The sequence below is a fragment of the Stenotrophomonas sp. FR010 genome (genome assembly GCF_047520755.2).
GTDB lineage: Bacteria > Pseudomonadota > Gammaproteobacteria > Xanthomonadales > Xanthomonadaceae > Stenotrophomonas > Stenotrophomonas sepilia.
This window is the reverse complement of sequence record NZ_JAXBQT020000041.1, coordinates 1-16206: the sequence shown is the minus strand read 5'-3', so window position 1 is coordinate 16206 and position 16206 is coordinate 1. Positions and strand designations below refer to the sequence as shown.

Annotated in this window: 13 protein-coding genes; 9 read left to right on the top strand and 4 right to left on the bottom strand. The window is 68.3% G+C overall.

Features of this window, described 5'->3' with window-relative positions; genetic code table 11:
- Window positions 1-116 precede the first annotated feature (116 nt).
- Window positions 117-716 carry a pyridoxamine 5'-phosphate oxidase gene (gene pdxH / locus ACM0PK_RS21200; protein WP_111200751.1) on the bottom strand — a complete coding sequence of 200 codons (600 nt, stop codon included), beginning with the start codon at window positions 714-716 and terminating at the stop codon, window positions 117-119.
- A 40-nt stretch (window positions 717-756) separates the two neighbouring features.
- On the opposite strand from pdxH, the gene ACM0PK_RS21195 reads away from it, so the two are divergent.
- Window positions 757-1584: a kinase gene (locus ACM0PK_RS21195; RefSeq protein ID WP_111200752.1), complete on the top strand. Its 828-nt coding sequence runs from the start codon at window positions 757-759 to the stop codon at window positions 1582-1584.
- Between the two features lie 6 nt (window positions 1585-1590).
- Here ACM0PK_RS21195 and ACM0PK_RS21190 read toward each other — a convergent pair whose 3' ends face one another.
- The gene (locus ACM0PK_RS21190) at window positions 1591-1794 is read right to left on the bottom strand and encodes a dodecin family protein (protein ID WP_005410663.1); all 204 of its coding nucleotides are present in this window, start codon (window positions 1792-1794) and stop codon (window positions 1591-1593) included.
- 98 nt (window positions 1795-1892) lie between these two features.
- Here ACM0PK_RS21190 and ACM0PK_RS21185 point away from each other — a divergent pair, with 98 nt between their 5' ends.
- The 5 genes from ACM0PK_RS21185 (at window position 1893) to mdtD (ending at window position 6514) form a co-directional block, all read left to right on the top strand.
- Window positions 1893-2435 (top strand): shikimate kinase, encoded by a 543-nt coding sequence (locus ACM0PK_RS21185; protein ID WP_061478864.1) that lies wholly within the window; start codon window positions 1893-1895, stop codon window positions 2433-2435.
- Window positions 2432-3544, top strand: coding sequence for a 3-dehydroquinate synthase (gene aroB, locus ACM0PK_RS21180; RefSeq protein WP_154351239.1), 1113 nt, complete (start codon window positions 2432-2434; stop codon window positions 3542-3544). Before ACM0PK_RS21185 ends, aroB begins: the two co-directional genes overlap by 4 nt.
- A gap of 120 nt (window positions 3545-3664) precedes the next feature.
- Window positions 3665-3904 (top strand): WGR domain-containing protein, encoded by a 240-nt coding sequence (locus ACM0PK_RS21175; RefSeq protein WP_053498927.1) that lies wholly within the window; start codon window positions 3665-3667, stop codon window positions 3902-3904.
- Between the two features lie 25 nt (window positions 3905-3929).
- Complete coding sequence (hemE, locus tag ACM0PK_RS21170; RefSeq protein WP_414607549.1) at window positions 3930-5012, top strand: uroporphyrinogen decarboxylase; 1083 nt, start codon at window positions 3930-3932, stop codon at window positions 5010-5012.
- Between the two features lie 92 nt (window positions 5013-5104).
- Complete coding sequence (gene mdtD / locus ACM0PK_RS21165) at window positions 5105-6514, top strand: multidrug transporter subunit MdtD (RefSeq protein ID WP_111200755.1); 1410 nt, start codon at window positions 5105-5107, stop codon at window positions 6512-6514.
- Window positions 6515-7017: 503 nt separating this feature from the next.
- On the opposite strand, the gene ACM0PK_RS21160 is transcribed toward mdtD, so the two are convergent.
- Both ACM0PK_RS21160 and ACM0PK_RS21155 read right to left on the bottom strand, forming a co-directional pair.
- Window positions 7018-10545 carry a hybrid sensor histidine kinase/response regulator gene (locus tag ACM0PK_RS21160; protein WP_414607548.1) on the bottom strand — a complete coding sequence of 1176 codons (3528 nt, stop codon included), beginning with the start codon at window positions 10543-10545 and terminating at the stop codon, window positions 7018-7020.
- Window positions 10546-10641: 96 nt separating this feature from the next.
- A complete protein-coding gene (locus ACM0PK_RS21155) occupies window positions 10642-14184 on the bottom strand; it encodes a hybrid sensor histidine kinase/response regulator (protein ID WP_414607547.1) in 3543 nt (1180 codons plus the stop codon).
- 165 nt (window positions 14185-14349) lie between these two features.
- On the opposite strand from ACM0PK_RS21155, the gene ACM0PK_RS21150 reads away from it, so the two are divergent.
- The 3 genes from ACM0PK_RS21150 to ACM0PK_RS21140 are packed head-to-tail and all read left to right on the top strand — an operon-like array spanning window position 14350 to window position 16141.
- Window positions 14350-14982, top strand: coding sequence for a YceI family protein (locus tag ACM0PK_RS21150; RefSeq protein ID WP_414607546.1), 633 nt, complete (start codon window positions 14350-14352; stop codon window positions 14980-14982).
- A 10-nt stretch (window positions 14983-14992) separates the two neighbouring features.
- Window positions 14993-15565, top strand: a complete 573-nt coding sequence (locus tag ACM0PK_RS21145) for a cytochrome b (protein ID WP_005410672.1) — start codon at window positions 14993-14995, stop codon at window positions 15563-15565.
- Window positions 15566-15568: 3 nt separating this feature from the next.
- Complete coding sequence (locus tag ACM0PK_RS21140; protein ID WP_021202032.1) at window positions 15569-16141, top strand: YceI family protein; 573 nt, start codon at window positions 15569-15571, stop codon at window positions 16139-16141.
- Window positions 16142-16206 lie beyond the last annotated feature (65 nt).

Here is a 16206-nt window from a genome sequence, read left to right as displayed (position 1 = left end):
GTCGCGGTGATGCGCAAGATGCTGGTGATCCTCAACGCCCGCAAGCGTGACGCGGAGGCCCAGATGGCCTCCGCCTGACAAGACAGTTGCTACAGCAGCCCCGGCACCGCCCCGACTTACGGATACAGCAGGCGCTTGCTCCAGCGCCCTTCGGCACCGGCTTCATAGCACCAGCGCTCGTGCAGGCGGAACTGCGCGCCGTACCAGAATTCGATACGGTCAGGCACTACCCGCAGACCACTCCAGCCGTCCGGACGCGGCACGTCCTTGCCGTCGAAACGTGCCTCGACCTCCGCCACGCGGGCATCGAACTCCTCACGCGTCGCCAGCGTCTTCGACTGCTGCGAGGCCCACGCGCCGATCTGGCTCATGCGCGGACGGCTGGCGAAATAGGCATCGGCCTCGGCATCGGCAACCTGCTCGACGCGACCCTCGATGCGCACCTGGATACCGGCCTCGCGCAGGCTGCGCCACAGAAACAACAGCGCGGCCTGCGGATTGGCCTGCAGCTCCCGGCCCTTGTGGCTGTCCAGGTGGGTGTAGAACACGAAACCACGCTCGTCGAACGCCTTCAGCAGCACGGTACGTGCCGAGGGACGGCCGTGCGTATCGGCGGTCGCCACGGTCATGGCGTTCGGCTCGACCTCGCGGCTCTGCCTGGCCTCTTCGAACAGGCTGGCAAACGTGGACAGGGCTTCGGCGTACAGGTCGCTCATGGTTGCGTTCTTCTCACACGGATTGGTCTATTGTGGCTGCATGGCCGCTGCTGCGTATATGCCCCAGGTGAAAGGATTCCCCGAAACATTGGCCGAACAGGTGCTGGACGACGCACTGGGCAGTGGCGCAGCGGTTCCAGTATTGGCGATCAGCGGCCTGCAGGGGAGCGGCAAATCGACGCTGGCCGCGCAGGTCGTGGCCCGCGCCCAGGCACGCGGCCTGAACGCGGCCACGCTGTCGATCGATGATGTCTACCTGACCCGCGCACAGCGCCAACGGCTTGCCCGCCAGGTGCATCCACTGCTGATCACCCGGGGCCCGCCGGGCACCCATGACCTGCCGCTGGCCCACGCAGTGCTGGATGCGGTGGCCGCACGCCAGCCCTTCGCGATGCCGCGTTTCGACAAGCTGGCCGACGAACGCCTGCCAGAAGCGCAATGGCCGCGCCTGCAACAACCGCTGGACCTGCTGGTGTTCGAAGGCTGGTTCCTGGGCACGCCCGCGCAGGATGACATCGCGCTGGACAGCCCGTTGAACGCGCTGGAGCGCGAGGCCGACGCCGATGGCCGCTGGCGGCGCTGGTGCAACCAGGCGCTGGCCCGCGACTACACGGCGCTGTGGCAGCGCTGCGACCGGCTATGGTTCCTTCAGCCGCCGGATTTCTCGGTGGTACCGCGCTGGCGCTGGCAGCAGGAGCAGAACCTGCAGGCCGCGCAGCCGGGCCGGCACGGCATGAGCCGGCCACAGCTGGAGCGCTTCGTGCAGTACTACGAGCGCGTCAGTCGGCAGGCACTGCACACCCTGCCCGCCCTCGCCGACCACGTGGTGGTACTGGACGGCCAGCGCCAAGTGCAGGACGTGCGCTGAGCGCGCCTATTCCACCAGGAAGGTCACCCGCAGGTTGACCCGCCACTCGGTGATCTCGCCGCTGCCATTGGTGACCACCTTGGTCTCGTTCACCCAGGCGCCCTGGATGCCCTTGACCGTCTCGGAGACCTTCTTCAGCCCGCTGCGCACGGCGTCCTCCACGCTTTTCGGCGAGGAGGCGGTGATTTCGATGACCTTGGCGACCGTCATGGCCTGTACTCCGGCTGGCGCGGGAGACCCCGCAGGAACACCTACCCTGACGTGAAGGACGTAAAGGCCAGGGCACGGAGGTGTTAGCATCACAGGGCATGAATCCTGCTCCGAACCTGATCCTGATCGGCCCGATGGGCGCCGGCAAAACCTGCATCGGCCGCCGCCTGGCCGAGCGCTTCACGCTGGACTTCGTGGACGTCGACCAGGCCATCGTCGATGCCGCCGGCGCCAGCATCCCGACCATTTTCGAGCACACCGGCGAAGCCGGCTTCCGCAGCCATGAGCGGCAGGCCCTGGCCCGCGTGCTGGAAGGCCGCGGCCAATTGGTCTCCACCGGCGGCGGCGCGGTGCTGGACCCCGGCAACCGCGCATTGATTGCCCGGCGCGGCTTCGTGGTCTACCTGCGGGTCGGCGTGGCCGCGCAGCTGGAACGCCTGGCCCGCGACAAGGGCAGGCCGCTGCTGCAGCGCCCGGACCGCGAGCAGGTACTGCATGATCTGGCCGCACAGCGCGACCCGCTGTACCGAGAACTGGCCGACCTCACCCTCGATACCGACCCGTATACCGCTGCCGACGCGACTGCCCAACTGGTAGTCAAGCTGGCCACGCAATGGCAGCGCCAGGACATGACCGCATGACTTCCCCCGCCCTGCTGCAGGTCGCCGTTGGCGGCGATCGCCCCTACTCCATCACCATCGGCGCCGGTGCCCTGGCCGATGGCGCTGCATTGGTTTCACACGTGCGCGGCCGCCATGTGCTGCTGCTCAGCGATAGCGAAGTGGCTCCGCGCTATATGGCGTCGGTCAAGCAGACGTTGTTGACCGCACGCCCCGACCTGATCGTCGGCGAGCACGTGCTGGCCGCCGGCGAAGCCTCGAAGACGCTGGCCGAATTCGGCCGTGCCATCGAAGCGCTGGCCGCGCTCGGCGCCACCCGCGACGCCTGCGTGTTCGCCCTCGGCGGCGGCGTGGTCGGTGACCTTGCCGGCTTTGCCGCCGCCTGCTGGATGCGCGGCGTGGACTGCGTGCAGCTGCCGACCACCCTGTTGGCGATGGTCGATTCGTCGGTGGGCGGCAAGACCGCGGTCGACATCCCTGCCGGCAAGAACCTGGTCGGCGCGTTCCATCCACCGCGTGCGGTGATCGCTGATACCCGCGTGCTGGCTACCCTGCCGCCGCGCGAACTGCGCGCGGGCCTGGCCGAAGTGGTGAAGTACGGCGCGCTGGGCGATGCGGTGTTCTTCGAATGGCTGCAGCAGCATGCCGATGCGCTGCTCGCCGGCGAGGATGCCACGCTGGCCGAAGCCATCGCGCGCAGCTGCCGGCACAAGGCCGCCATCGTCGAGCGCGATCCGTTCGAGAAGGGCGAGCGTGCCCTGCTCAATCTCGGCCACACCTTCGGCCACGCCATCGAGACCGAGCAGGGCTACTCGGCTCCTGGCCGCGATGCGCTGAACCATGGCGAAGCCGTGGCGGTGGGCATGGTGCTGGCGGCAAAGCTGTCCACCGACCTGGGCCTGGCCGACGACGCCGACCGCGCTCGCCTGCAGGCACTGTTGGAACGCCTCGGCCTGCCGGTGGCGATCCCGGCCGGGCTGGACCCGCAGGCCCTGCTCGGCCGCATGCGCCTGGACAAGAAGAATGTGGCCGGCCGCCTGCGCCTGGTGCTGTGGCGCGGCATGGGCCGCGCCGAAGTGGTGCCGGACGTGGATGAGGCGGCGGTGCTGAAGGTGCTGGGCGCGGGCTGACCTTTCCGCGTTCGCCGGGCATGGCCCGGCGCTGACGGATTGTGCTGCGGCATGAAGCGCAGCCGAGCGTGGGCTCGGCTCTACAGGTCCGTGCTGCCCCGGGACGATACAATCGGCGCCATGCACGTCTACCTGCAACATCCCGACGCCGGTGCGCAGGCACCGCGTTTCCTGCGCCTGAGCCTGCAGCCGGACCTGTTCGGCGGTTGGGAGCTGCTGCGCGAGAGCGGCCGCGTCGGCAGCCGCTCGCAGCTGCGGCGCGAGCTGTTCCTGCAGGCCGACGACGCCCGCCACGCCTTCGAGAAGGCCCGCGATGCCGAACTGCATCGCGGCTTCCAGATCCTTTCGCACGGCGACTGACGCCGCTGCTCCTCCCGTCCAAGGAATGCCCATCGTGACCAGCCCTCTCCGCAACGATCGCCTGCTGCGCGCCCTGCGCCGCGAACCGGTGGACTGCACCCCCGTCTGGCTGATGCGCCAGGCCGGCCGCTACCTGCCGGAGTACCGCGCGACCCGGGCCAAGGCCGGTAGCTTCCTGGCCATGGCCAAGACCCCGGAGATCGCCTGCGAAGTCACCCTTCAGCCGCTGCGCCGGTTCCCGCTGGACGCAGCCATCCTTTTCTCGGACATCCTCACCATTCCCGATGCGATGGGCCTGGAGCTGTACTTCGTCGAAGGCGAAGGCCCGAAGTTCCGCCACCCGGTGCGTGATGAAGCGGCCATCGCCAGGCTGGCCGTGCCGGACATGGAACAGGACCTGGGCTATGTGATGGACGCGGTGCGCCTGATCCGCCGCGAACTGGATGGCCAGGTGCCGTTGATCGGCTTCTCCGGCAGCCCGTGGACGCTGGCCTGCTACATGGTGGAAGGCGGCGGCAGCAAGGACTTTGCACGCATCAAGGCGATGGCGCTGAACCACCCCCAGGCCCTGCACCGCCTGCTGGAGGTCACCACTGAAGCGGTGATCGCCTACCTCGGCGCGCAGCGTGCGGCTGGTGCGCAGGCGCTGCAGGTGTTCGACACCTGGGGTGGCGTGCTGTCGCCGTCGATGTACCGCGAGTTCTCGCTGCGTTACCTGCAGCGCATTGCCGAGGGCCTGGAGCGTGGCGAAGGCAGCGGGCGCACGCCGCTGATCCTGTTCGGCAAGGGCACCGGCCTGCATCTGGAAGCGCTGTCGCAGACCGGCGCCGATGCGCTGGGCCTGGACTGGACGCTGGACCTGGACGAGGCCATGCGCCGCACCGGTGGTCACGTCGCCCTGCAGGGCAACCTCGACCCGACCACGCTGTACGCCTCGCCGGATGCGATCGCCACGGCCGCAGCGCGCGTGCTCGACACCTATGCCGCCGGCAACGGCGGCTCGCGCGAAGGCCATGTGTTCAACCTCGGCCACGGCATGTCGCCGGACATGGACCCGGCGCACGTGCAGGTCCTGGTCGACGCGGTGCACGCGCACAGCCAACGCTGAGCATTCCGCATGCCATCACGGCGCGATGTTGATCGCGCCGTGACCCGCAGTGCGCGATCATGGCGGCCCCCACGCTGCACCGGCCACACCCCATGCCCACATCGCCATCGACCTACAACCGCCAGCGTCCCCTGCTGTGGCTGGTGTCCCTGGCGATCTTCATGCAGATGCTGGACTCGACCATCGTCAACACGGCGTTGCCGGCGATGGCGGCCAGCCTGGGCGAGAGCCCGCTGCAGATGCAGTCGGTGGTGTTCAGCTATGCGCTGGCGGTCGCCACGTTCATTCCCGCCTCGGGCTGGATCGCCGACCGCTATGGCACCCGGCGCACCTTCCTGGTGGCGATCATCCTGTTCACCCTCGGCTCGCTGGCCTGCGCGTTGGCCCAGCACCTGCACCAGCTGGTTGGCGCGCGCGTGCTGCAGGGCGTCGGCGGTGCGATGCTGCTGCCGGTCGGCCGGCTGGCGGTGATGCGCTCGGTGCCGCGCGAGGATTTCCTGCGCGCGATGAGCTTCATCGCCATCCCCGCGCTGGTCGGCCCGCTGATCGGCCCGACGCTGGGCGGCTGGCTGGTCGAGATCGCCTCATGGCACTGGGTGTTCCTGATCAACCTGCCGATCGGCGTGATCGGTTTCATCGCCGCGATGAAGATCATGCCCGACCACTACGCCAGCCATCGCACCCGTTTCGACCTGCGCGGCTACATCATGCTGGCCTTTGCGATGGTGGTGCTGTCGCTGGCATTGGACGGCATCTCCGGACTCGGCACCCCGCACGCGCTGGTGATGCTGATGACGGTCGCGGGCCTGGCTGCGCTGGTGGGCTACTGGCTGCATGCCGCCAATTCCACCGCGCCCTTGTTCTCGCTGGCCCTGTTCCGCGTACCCAGCTACCGCATCGGAATCCTCGGCAACCTGTTCTCGCGCATCGGCAGCAGCGCCATGCCGATGTTGATCCCGCTGCTGCTGCAGGTCGGCCTCGGTCTGGGCCCGATGAACGCCGGCCTGATGATGGTGCCGGTGGCGGCCGCCGGCATGGTCTCAAAGAAACTGGCAGTGAAGCTGGTCGAACGTTACGGCTACCGCCGCGTGCTGATGACCAACACCGTGCTGGTGGGCCTGGCGATGGCCAGCTTCATCCTGATGACACCTGGCCAGCACCTGGCCTGGCGCCTGGTGCAGCTTGCATTCTTCGGCGCGGTCAATTCACTGCAGTTCACCGTGATGAACACCGTGACGCTGCGCGACCTTGACCGCGAATTCGCCAGTTCCGGCAACAGCCTGCTGTCGATGGTGATGATGCTGGCCGCCGGTTTCGGCGCCGCGGCGGCCGGCAGCCTGCTGGCCGCATTCGGCAATCACCTGGACAGTAACAGCGCGACCGCCGCGCTGCATGCCACATTCCTGTGCGTGGGCGCGATCACCCTGACCTCGACGATGATCTTCTGGCAGCTGCCTGACACCAAGCCCGAACCGCGGCAGGTCGAGCACGTCGCGGAGTGAGGGGGGTTCGGCAGGGCCTGCGGCCCTGCACCCGCAGAGGCCGAAGCAACAGGAACAGCGAGCATTCCGTGGGTGGTAGGGCGGTGTGGGCTTGCAGGACACGCCGTAAACCCGTCCATGGGGGCTCGATGGCGCCATCCATGGCGCCAACGGTCCTGCAAGCCCACACCGCCCCACCTCTGACAGATTTTCGCGATTGGGTAGATCCACGCCGTGCGTGGATGAACGTCCATTGACATCGAATAGGTCGAATTGAAATCGAAATGCATCCACGCATGGCGTGGATCTACTGCAGATCGCAGAATTCTGTAGAAGGCGGGGTGGGTCCGGTTGCGGGGGCGTGAGCCGCATGGATGCGGCGACCGAGCTTACATGGACGTACTTGCAGCGTCCCCCGTAACCGGACCCACCCCGCCATCCCACAGGAAGCCAGCTTTTGCTTCGGTTGTTCCTGTTGCTCCGGCTTGCAGCAGGTGCAGGGCCGCAGGCCCTGCCGCCGCACCCTACCGCCCCATGACCTTGGCGATCGCTTCCACCAACAGCTCGCCAGTCACCGGCTTGCGCAGGAAGCCGCCAATGCCGGCTGCTTCCGCCTGCTGCTGCAGGTCCGGATCGGTCCTCGCGGTCACCGCCAGCAGCGGCAGCATGTAGCCCTGGTTGCGCAGGTGCTGGGCCAGTTCGAAACCACTCAGGCCCGGCAGGTCCAGATCCAGCAGGCCGACATCGAAATCGCCGGCACTGATCTCGCGCAGCGCCGCCAGCGCATGGCCGGCATGCACCACCTCGTGGCCGCGTGCGCTCAACAGGCCACGCACCACGTCGGCCACGGTGGCATCATCCTCGACCAGCAGCACCCGCAGCGGCGGCATGTTCGCCGCTTCGTCGCGATGCCCCTCGGCCGATGCCTCGGCATCGCTGTTCACCACCAGCGGCAACGGCAAGGTCACGCCGAAACAGGTGCCCCGGCCCAGCTGGCTCTCCACCTGGATCCGCCCCTGCATCGCATGCGCCAGCTCGCGGCAGATCGCCAGACCGAGGCCACTGCCACCGTACTGCGCGGCGGTACGTGCACCATCGGCCTGCTCGAAGCGGCGGAACAGGCGCTGCTGTTGTTCCTGGCTGATGCCCGGGCCGGTATCGCGCACCTCGAAGTGCAGCGCACGCAGCTCGCCATCGCAACGTGCGTGCAGCGTGATGGTGCCGCGGCTGGTGAATTTCACTGCGTTCGACAGCAGGTTGAGCAGGATCTGCCGCACGCGCATGGCGTCACCGGTTGCCTGCAGGCCCGGCGGCAGCTGGTTGTCGAGGACGAAGCGCAGGCCCTTCTGTGCGGCCAGCGGGCCCATCAGCGCCGCCAGATCCTGCAACAGGCCATTCAACACGAACGACTGCGACTGCAGTTCCAGGCGTCCGGACTCGATCCGCGCCAGGTCCAGCGCATCGTTGACCAGGTGCAGCAGGTGCTCGCCGGCATGCCGGATCGACTGCGTGTAGCCACGCTGCTGCGGGTCCAGCGGCGAGGCCAGCAGCAGCTCGCTCATGCCCAGCACGCCGGTCATCGGCGTACGGATCTCATGGCCAAGGTTGGCCAGGAAGCGGGTCTTGGCCGCCGAGGCCTGCTCGGCAAGTTCCTGCTTGTGCAACGCCAGCTGGTAGGCGTGGCGCCGCTGCAGGCGGCGTCGGTACAACCAGGCGAACCAGCTTGTCAGCAACAACCCGACCGACGCCAGCACCAGCAGGCCGGACAGGCTGCGCCACCACGGCGGCTGCACGCGGAACTCCAGGCTCTGTATCCGCGACCACACATGGTCGGCTGAGCGCGCCTGCACTTCCAGCCGGTAACTACCCGGCGCCAGGCGCGAGAACAGGCGCTCGCCGGCGGGGCCGACTTCGACCCAATCCGGGTCGTAGCCGGCCAGGCGATAGCGGTACGTGTTGGACGCAGAGTCGGCGAAGGACAGCAATCGCGCGACGATGCGCAGGTCGCGGTCACCATCGGTGATCTGCAACGGCGCATCGTGGGTCATGTCCAGCACCTGCTCGTTGCGGCGCACTTCCACCCGCTCGATCACCAGCGGGGCGCGACGGACCGAAGGCCGTACCTGCTCCGGGTCGAACACCACTGCGCCCGCTGCCGTTCCGGCCACCAGGTGGCCATCGGCCGCTGCGATCAGGGTGTGCTCGCGGAATTCCTGGCTTGGCAGGCCGTCGTGCACGCCGTACAGGCGCACGCTCTGCCCATCGGCACTGACACGTACCAGGCCGCGTGCGCTGGTCGCCCAGGCCACGCCCTGCGCATCCACCACCAGGCCGGAGGCGGAGATCGCCGGATAGCCCTGTTCGGCACCGACCACCGCCTGCCGTTCCAGGCGTCCCTGGCTCCAGCGGTAACGGGACAGGCGACCATCCTCGGACAACCAGACCTGGCCGTCACGGCCCACATGCAACGCATGGATCGCCGTTGCCGGCGCACCCGGCACCGGCTGGAAGCGCTCGCTTTCCGGCAGCCACTGCAGCAGGCCACGGCTGCTGGCCAGCCAGATGTGATCCTGCGGACCGCATTCCACATCGAGGTTGAGCTGGCCCTGCTGCAGGCCGCGCTGGCCATTGTCCAGCTGGCGCCGCACGTGGCCGTCGAGGTCGCGCTGCTGCAGGCCCGCGGGCAGCATCAACCAGAGGCTGTCGCCGTCGCAGGTCATCATTGCTTCGACGACCCCTTCCATCGCCGCATCTGCACCGGCATCACGGCCCCAACGACGCAGTTCGCGCCGTTGCGGGTCGTAGCGCACCAGCGCATCGGTTGATCCAATCCAGACCTGCCCACGCCGGTCCTCACGCACCGAGGTCAACCAGTGCATGCCGTTGACCCAGGTGCGATGCTGCTCGATCCTGCCGGTCTTCGGATCGAAGCGGTCCAGCGCGCCATGGCTGCCCACCGTCCAGACGCCGCCGTTGCTGGAGGGGCTGGTACCCAGCACGAGTGCATTGCGCAGCGAGCTGGGGTCGTCCTCCAGGCGCGACAGCACCGAGAACTGCCACCAGCGTGGCAGCAGGTGCCACAGCCCGGCATTGGTGCTGGCCAACCAGATGCCACCTTCGCGGTCCTCGTAGGCACCGGTCCAGTTCGGCCGTACCGGACCGCGCGCGATCACGCTGTACAGCGGCACGGTCTGGTACTGGCCATCGACCGCACGCCCCAGCCCGGTGCGTGTATCCAGCCAGTGCCCGCCCTGCTCGTCGCGCAGCATCATGCCCAGCACCTGCTCGCCCGGCGGCAGCTTCCACGGGGGGGCTTCGAAGCGGCCATCCGGGCGGCGCACGGTGGCGCCGGCCATCGTGCTGATCCACAGGCTGCCATCCGGTTCGGCGGTCAGCCCGTTGATCAGCAGGCTGGGGATGATGTCCGTACCGACACGCTCGAAGTCGGTCCCGGTCCAGCGCGCCACGCCATGCTTGGTGCCGATCCACAGGCTGCCATCGGCCAGCGTAGCCAGGTAGGGCACCGACGACGAAGGCAGGCTGCGCGGATTGTTCGGCTCGGGCAGGAAGCGCTGCAGGCGATCCTGGCTGTCCAGGCGGTACAGGCCGCCTTCGTGGGTACCGAACCAGATCGAGCCATCCGGCGTGCTGGCCAGGCTCCAGACCGTGTTGGTACCCATCAACGGCTGGCTGCTGCGGTCGTAGAAGTGCAGCTGGCGGCGGTCGGCCGACATGCGCACCAGGCCGGCGTTCTCGGTGCCTATCCACAACTGGTTGCGGGCATCGACCAGCACCGTCCAGATGCGGTTGTCACGCAGTCCATCCTCGGAACGCCACACGCGGTAGGTGCGGCCGTCATAGCGGGCCAGGCCATCGTTGGTGGCGATCCACAGGTAGCCGTAACGGTCCTCGGCCATGCGGTTGACGGTATTGGACGGCAGGCCATCGAACACCGTCACCTGCCGCGGGCTCGGAGGCACCGGCTGTGCCGCAGCGGGCAACGCGCAGCACAGGAGGACCAGCAGCAGCATCGCCGCCCGCAGATACACCACCGATTGCCTCCTCACGCTGGTCCTGATGATTCCCGCGCAGCGGGCGTCGGCATGGTAAACCGAAAGTCGCGCCGTTCACGCCCGGCGTCGGCGTCGTCACGCGGTCGCCTGTCGTTTCGCACGCGCCTGGGCGATGGCCGTCACCAGCAGGTCGCCGGTCACCGGCTTGCGCAGGAAGCCATCGAAGCCTGCGGCCAGCACCTGGGTTTCGGCATAGGCATCGGAACGGGCGGTCACCGCCACCAGCGGCAGTTCATAGCCCATGGTGCGCAGCTGGCGGGCGATGGCCGTACCGTCCAGCGCGGGCAGATCGAGATCGAGCAGGCCGACGTCGAAACCATCGGTGGCGACCTCCGACAGCGCGCCCAGGCCATGCAGCACGTGGACCACTTCATGCCCGCGCACGCGCAGCAGGCCGGCGATGACCTCGGCCACCGTGGCATCGTCCTCGACCAGCAGGATGCGCAGCGGCGGCAGTTCCGGCAGGGCCGCCACGTCGCCTGCACTGTTGGCGGCCTGGCGCGTCCAGGGCAGGGGCAGGCGAACGCGGAACCGCGCGCCCTTGCCAGGCTGGCTGTCCACTTCGATGCGCCCCCCCATCGCCACCGCCAGTTCCTGGCAGATCGCCAACCCCAGGCCACTGCCGCCGTAGCGCGACGCGGTACGCGGGCCGTCGGCCTGTTCGAAACGATGGAACAGGCGCTGCTGCTGCTCGGCGTTGATGCCCGGGCCGCTGTCATGGACTTCGAAACACAGGCCGCCCTTTTCTTCCAGGCGTACGGCCAGGCCGACGTGGCCGCGCTCGGTGAATTTGATCGCGTTGCCGAGCAGGTTCAGCAGGATCTGGCGCACGCGCATCTCGTCGCCACTGACACTGATCGGTCCGGGCGGGTCTTCGCCGCGCTGGAACACCAGCTGGCGTTGCTGCGCCATCGGCTGCATCAGGCCCTGCACCTGGTCCAGCAGCTCCCCCAGATCGAACGGGCGCAGGTCCAGCTCCAGTCGCCCGGCTTCGATCCGGGCCAGGTCCAGGGCATCGTTGACCAGCCGCAGCAGATGGCTGCCGGCCTGCTGGATGGACCCGGCGTAGCCGCGCTGCACCGGATCCAGCGGGGTCGCCAGCAGCAGTTCGCTCATGCCCAGCACGCCGGTCATCGGCGTGCGGACTTCGTGGCCCAGCGTGGCCAGGAAACGGCTCTTGGCCTGCGAGGCCTGCTCGGCCAGCTGCTGCTTGTGCACCGTCAGCTGCCATTGCTGGCGGCGGCGCAACCGCGCGCGGATCGACCAGACCAGAACCACCAGCAGCAACGACCCCAGCAGGATGTAGCCGAATATCGCCATGCCGCTGCGCCACCATGGCGGCAGCACCTTCACCTGCAACTGCTGCGAAGGCGTCCACGTGCCCCGGGCAGTCGCAGCCTGCACCTCGATGACATAGCGGCCGGTCGGCAGCCGCGACAGGGTGCGCTGGCCATCGCCCCCCTGCTCCACCCAGTCCTGGTCGTAACCCTGCACGCGGAAGCGGTACCGGTTGCCCTGCGGGCTGGCATAGGACAGCAGCCGCGCATCGATCTGCAGATCGCGGTCGCCCGGTCCCAGCAGCAGGGTGCCAGTAAGCGGCAACGGTTGCCAGCCGCGTGCGTCGTCGCGCCGCACACGCACTTCGGCGATCACCAGCGATGAAGGCGGCAGCACGGTGTCGTCGGCATTCACATCAAAGGCGACCAGGCCGGTCTGGGTAACCGCCAACACGCGGCCATCGGCATTCACCGCAGGTGGCCGACCGGTGAACTCGGCATCGGACAGGCCATCGCGTTCGTTGAACTGTTGCAGGCGCCGCGTCTTCGGGTCCCACCGCAGCAGGCCGCGCGGCGTCGTGGCCCAGAGCTGGCCATTGTCGGCCAGCGCCAGCCCCCCCATGGTCACCGGCGGCACGCCCGCACTGCCGTCGATGCGCTGGATCAGGCGCAGGCTCATGCCATCCCACTGGTAGCGCTCGAAGGCGCCTTGGCGCGCCAGCCACAACTGCTGCGGATCGATCCATACCAGATCGTAGATCGGGCCGCGCGACACGCCGGGCACTGCCTCGAAGCGTCCGGCCTGCTCACGCCAGATGCCCATGTCGCCCATCACCCAGGGCCGGCCTTGGGCGTCGAAGCGGATCTGCTCGATCGGCGCATCGGCCGTCCCGCGGAAATGTTCCAGCGGATGACTGTGCAGCAGCCGGCCCTCTGCATCGCGCTGCTGCAGGTCCAGGCCCATCACCGACACCCACACCGTGCCATCAGGGGCCTGCCGCATCAGGTCGATGCGCTGGCGCAGGTCGGCACTGCCATCGATCCGCAGGTCACGCAATGCGCCGGTGGCCGGATCGTAGACGGTGATGCGGCCGCCGCGTCCCAGCCACAGGCGACCATCCGGGCGCGGCAGCACCGACCACACCACGCCGTTGCCGAGCTGCCGGTCGCTGGCCAGCAGACGCAGGGTGCCCTGCGCATCGAGCTGGTACACCCCTCGCGCCGAGCCGACGTAGTAGTTCTTCCCGTCGCTGGCCGCGCTCAACAGGTACTGGCTGTCCAGGGGCTTGCCGTCGAGCTGGTTCCAGATCGAGAAGCGCCGCCAGTCCGGTGGCAGATAGGCCAGGCCCTGGGTCAGCAACGCCACCCACAGTCCGCCCTCGTGGTCCTGCAGCAGGTCAAGCACACCGCTGTGCGCGGTCAGGAAGCCGCTGCCGCGGTCCCCCTCCAGGCGGCGCAACGCCGCCGCATCCCCTCGCAACAGGCCATCGGAGGTACCCGCCCAGTAGCCCCCCTGGCGATCGGCTAGGACCAGGGCCGACCGCAGCTGGGCACTGTCGGCCCATCGCGGGCGACTGACCCGGTCCTGCCCATCGATGCGGTAGAGGCCATCGTTCTGGCTGCCTACCCAGATCGAACCGTCTGCATCACGGCTCAACCGGAGCACGCTCAGCCTACCCAGTTCCCGCGCGGCCACCGGCTCGAAGCCGCTGCCGTTCCAACGCGCCACACCGGCTTCAGTGCCGACCCACAGGCGGCCCCGCGCGTCGACCAGGCTGGTGAAGATGCTGTTGCTGGGCAGGCCACCCGGGTGCGCCGGATCATGGGTGTAGAGGCGCACGCTGCCGTCTTCGCCGAAACGGCAGACGCCATGGTTGTTGGTCCCGATCCACAAGGCGTCGTCGACATAGGCCAGTGCCCAGAACTGCCCCTGGCAGGTGGAATTGACCGTATCGAAGGTCTGGAAGCGTTCGCGGTCGGCATCCAGGCGTGCCACGCCCTTGCCATTGATGCCCACCCAGACCCGGTCCAGCGGGTCGATCAGCAGGGTCTCGATCTCGTTGCCTGGCAACGAGCCCGGCTGTTCCGGGTCGTGCTCCCAGACCCGCAGGCTGTTGCCGTCATAGCGGGCGAGTCCACCATCGGTGGCGGCCCATACGTGGCCCTGGCGATCCTCGGCCAGCGCCACCACCATGCGAGACGGCAAGCCTTCGGCGGCACCGAAGCGGCGCAGGCGTGGTGTTTCTGCCATGTGCAGGGTCGCAGCCGCCGTGGCCATCGCCACCAGCAGCAGTCCCATACCTGCGATGCCACGGCACCACAGGCGCCAGCCGCTCGTCATCCTGAACCCCCCTGTCCTGCGCCGATTGTCACACAGGGCCGGGGTCATGGCTGCAACAGCCTGTTTCCAGCGGCGGCACCACCACGAACTGTTGCACCCATGCACGCAACGTTGGCAGGGGGCTGTGCGTATGATCGCAGCGTCCCCTTCCGGAGCCCGCCATCGATGCGTCCCTGTCTGGCCCTGCTGCCGATGCTGCTCGCCACCGCCCCTGCCTGGGCGGCCGCTGACACCTATCGCCTCGATCCGGTGCACACGCGGGTGCTGTTCTCGATCGACCACGCAGGCTACTCGCAGGCCATGGGCACGGTATCGGGCAGCGAGGGGCGCGTGCGGTTCGATCCCGACAACTGGCGCGACGCCACCGTGGAAGTGGATGTCCCGGTGTCGCGACTGGACCTTGGTGATGCCAAGTGGAACCAGGCCACGTTGGCCCGCAGCCTGCTCGACGGCGAGCGTTTCCCGACCGCGCGATTCGTCTCCACCAAGGTCGAGCCGATCGATGCCAAGCGCGCGCACGTGTCCGGCACGCTGACCCTGCGCGGGGTCAGCCAGGAAATCACGCTGGATGTCACCCTCAACGCCATCAAGCGCTACCCGCTTCCCCCGTTCCGACGCACCGCCGGTTTTTCCGCCAGCACCACGCTGAGCCGGCGCGCGTTCGGCATCACCGCCTGGCCGGGCGTCATCGGTGATGCAGTACAGCTGAGGATCGAGGCTGAAGCCACCCTCGACCGCAGCGACGCCCCGGGAACTCCCGCTCCCGTTCCGCACTCCGACCCCAAGACGGCCCCCTAGAGGACCCCTCATGACCGCCAAGAACACCCCCGCCGCCTGGGGGAGTGTCAGCCAGATCCTGCATTGGTTGATCGCACTGCTGATCCTCGCCCTGGGCGTGGTCGGCCTGACCATGGGTGAACTGCCCAAGACCCCGAAGTACTTCTGGGTCTACACCGCGCACAAGTCGATCGGCATCACCGTGCTGGCGCTGGTGCTGTTCCGCCTGGGCTGGCGCCTGTACGCCGGTGCACCGAAGCCGGTGCCGGGCGTGCCCAGCTGGCAGGAGCGCATCGCCAGTGCCACCCACGTGCTGCTGTACGTGCTGATGTTCGCCATCCCGCTGTCGGGCTGGCTGTACGACTCGGCCAGCGGCCTGCGCCCGTTCCGCTGGTTCGGCCTGGTCGACGTGCCCAAGCTGAGCGGTCCCGACCCGCAGGTTGTCGCGGTATCGCATGCCATCCACGAATACGGCTTCTGGCTGTTGATCGCGGTGGTGCTGGCCCATGCCGGCGCTGCCTTCTACCACCACCTGTTCCAACGCGATGCAACGCTGTCCCGCATGTTGCCGCGCGGCTGGCTCGCCTCCCCTCAGAAGGACTGACCGATGAACCTGAAACTGACCACTCCGGCCGCCGTGGCCGCCGCCCTGGCCGGCATGCTGGCCACCGCTCCGGCACTCGCTGCCGATTACGCGCAGGCTCCCGGCGCCGGTTCGATCCTGGTGTTCGCCACCAAGTACGACGGCGAAGTGTTCACCGGCAGCTTCCCGGGCTTCGCCACCAAGCTCAGCTTCGACCCGGCCAACCCGGCCGCCGGCTCGCTGGACGTGGTGATCCCGCTGGCCGGTGCCAAGAGCGGCAACAGCGACCGCGATTCGACCCTGCAGGGTGCCGACTTCTTCAATGTTGGCAAGTTCGCCACCGCACGCTACACCGCCAAGGGCTTCCGCGCGGTGGGCAACGACCAGTTCGCCGCCGATGGCACACTGGAGCTGCGCGGCGTCAGCAAGCCGGTCACGCTGACCTTCACCTGGAAGCCGGGCACCCAACCGGTGCTGACCGGCAAGGCCACGGTCAAGCGCCTGGACTTCGGCGTCGGCGGCGGTGACTGGGCCGACACCAAGACCATCCCGGACGAAACCGCGATCAGCACGATCGTGAAGTTCGACGCGAAATAAACCGCATCTGGTAGTGCCGGCCGCTGGCCGGCATCACCGGGAACAGAGGGGTTGCCGGCCAGCGG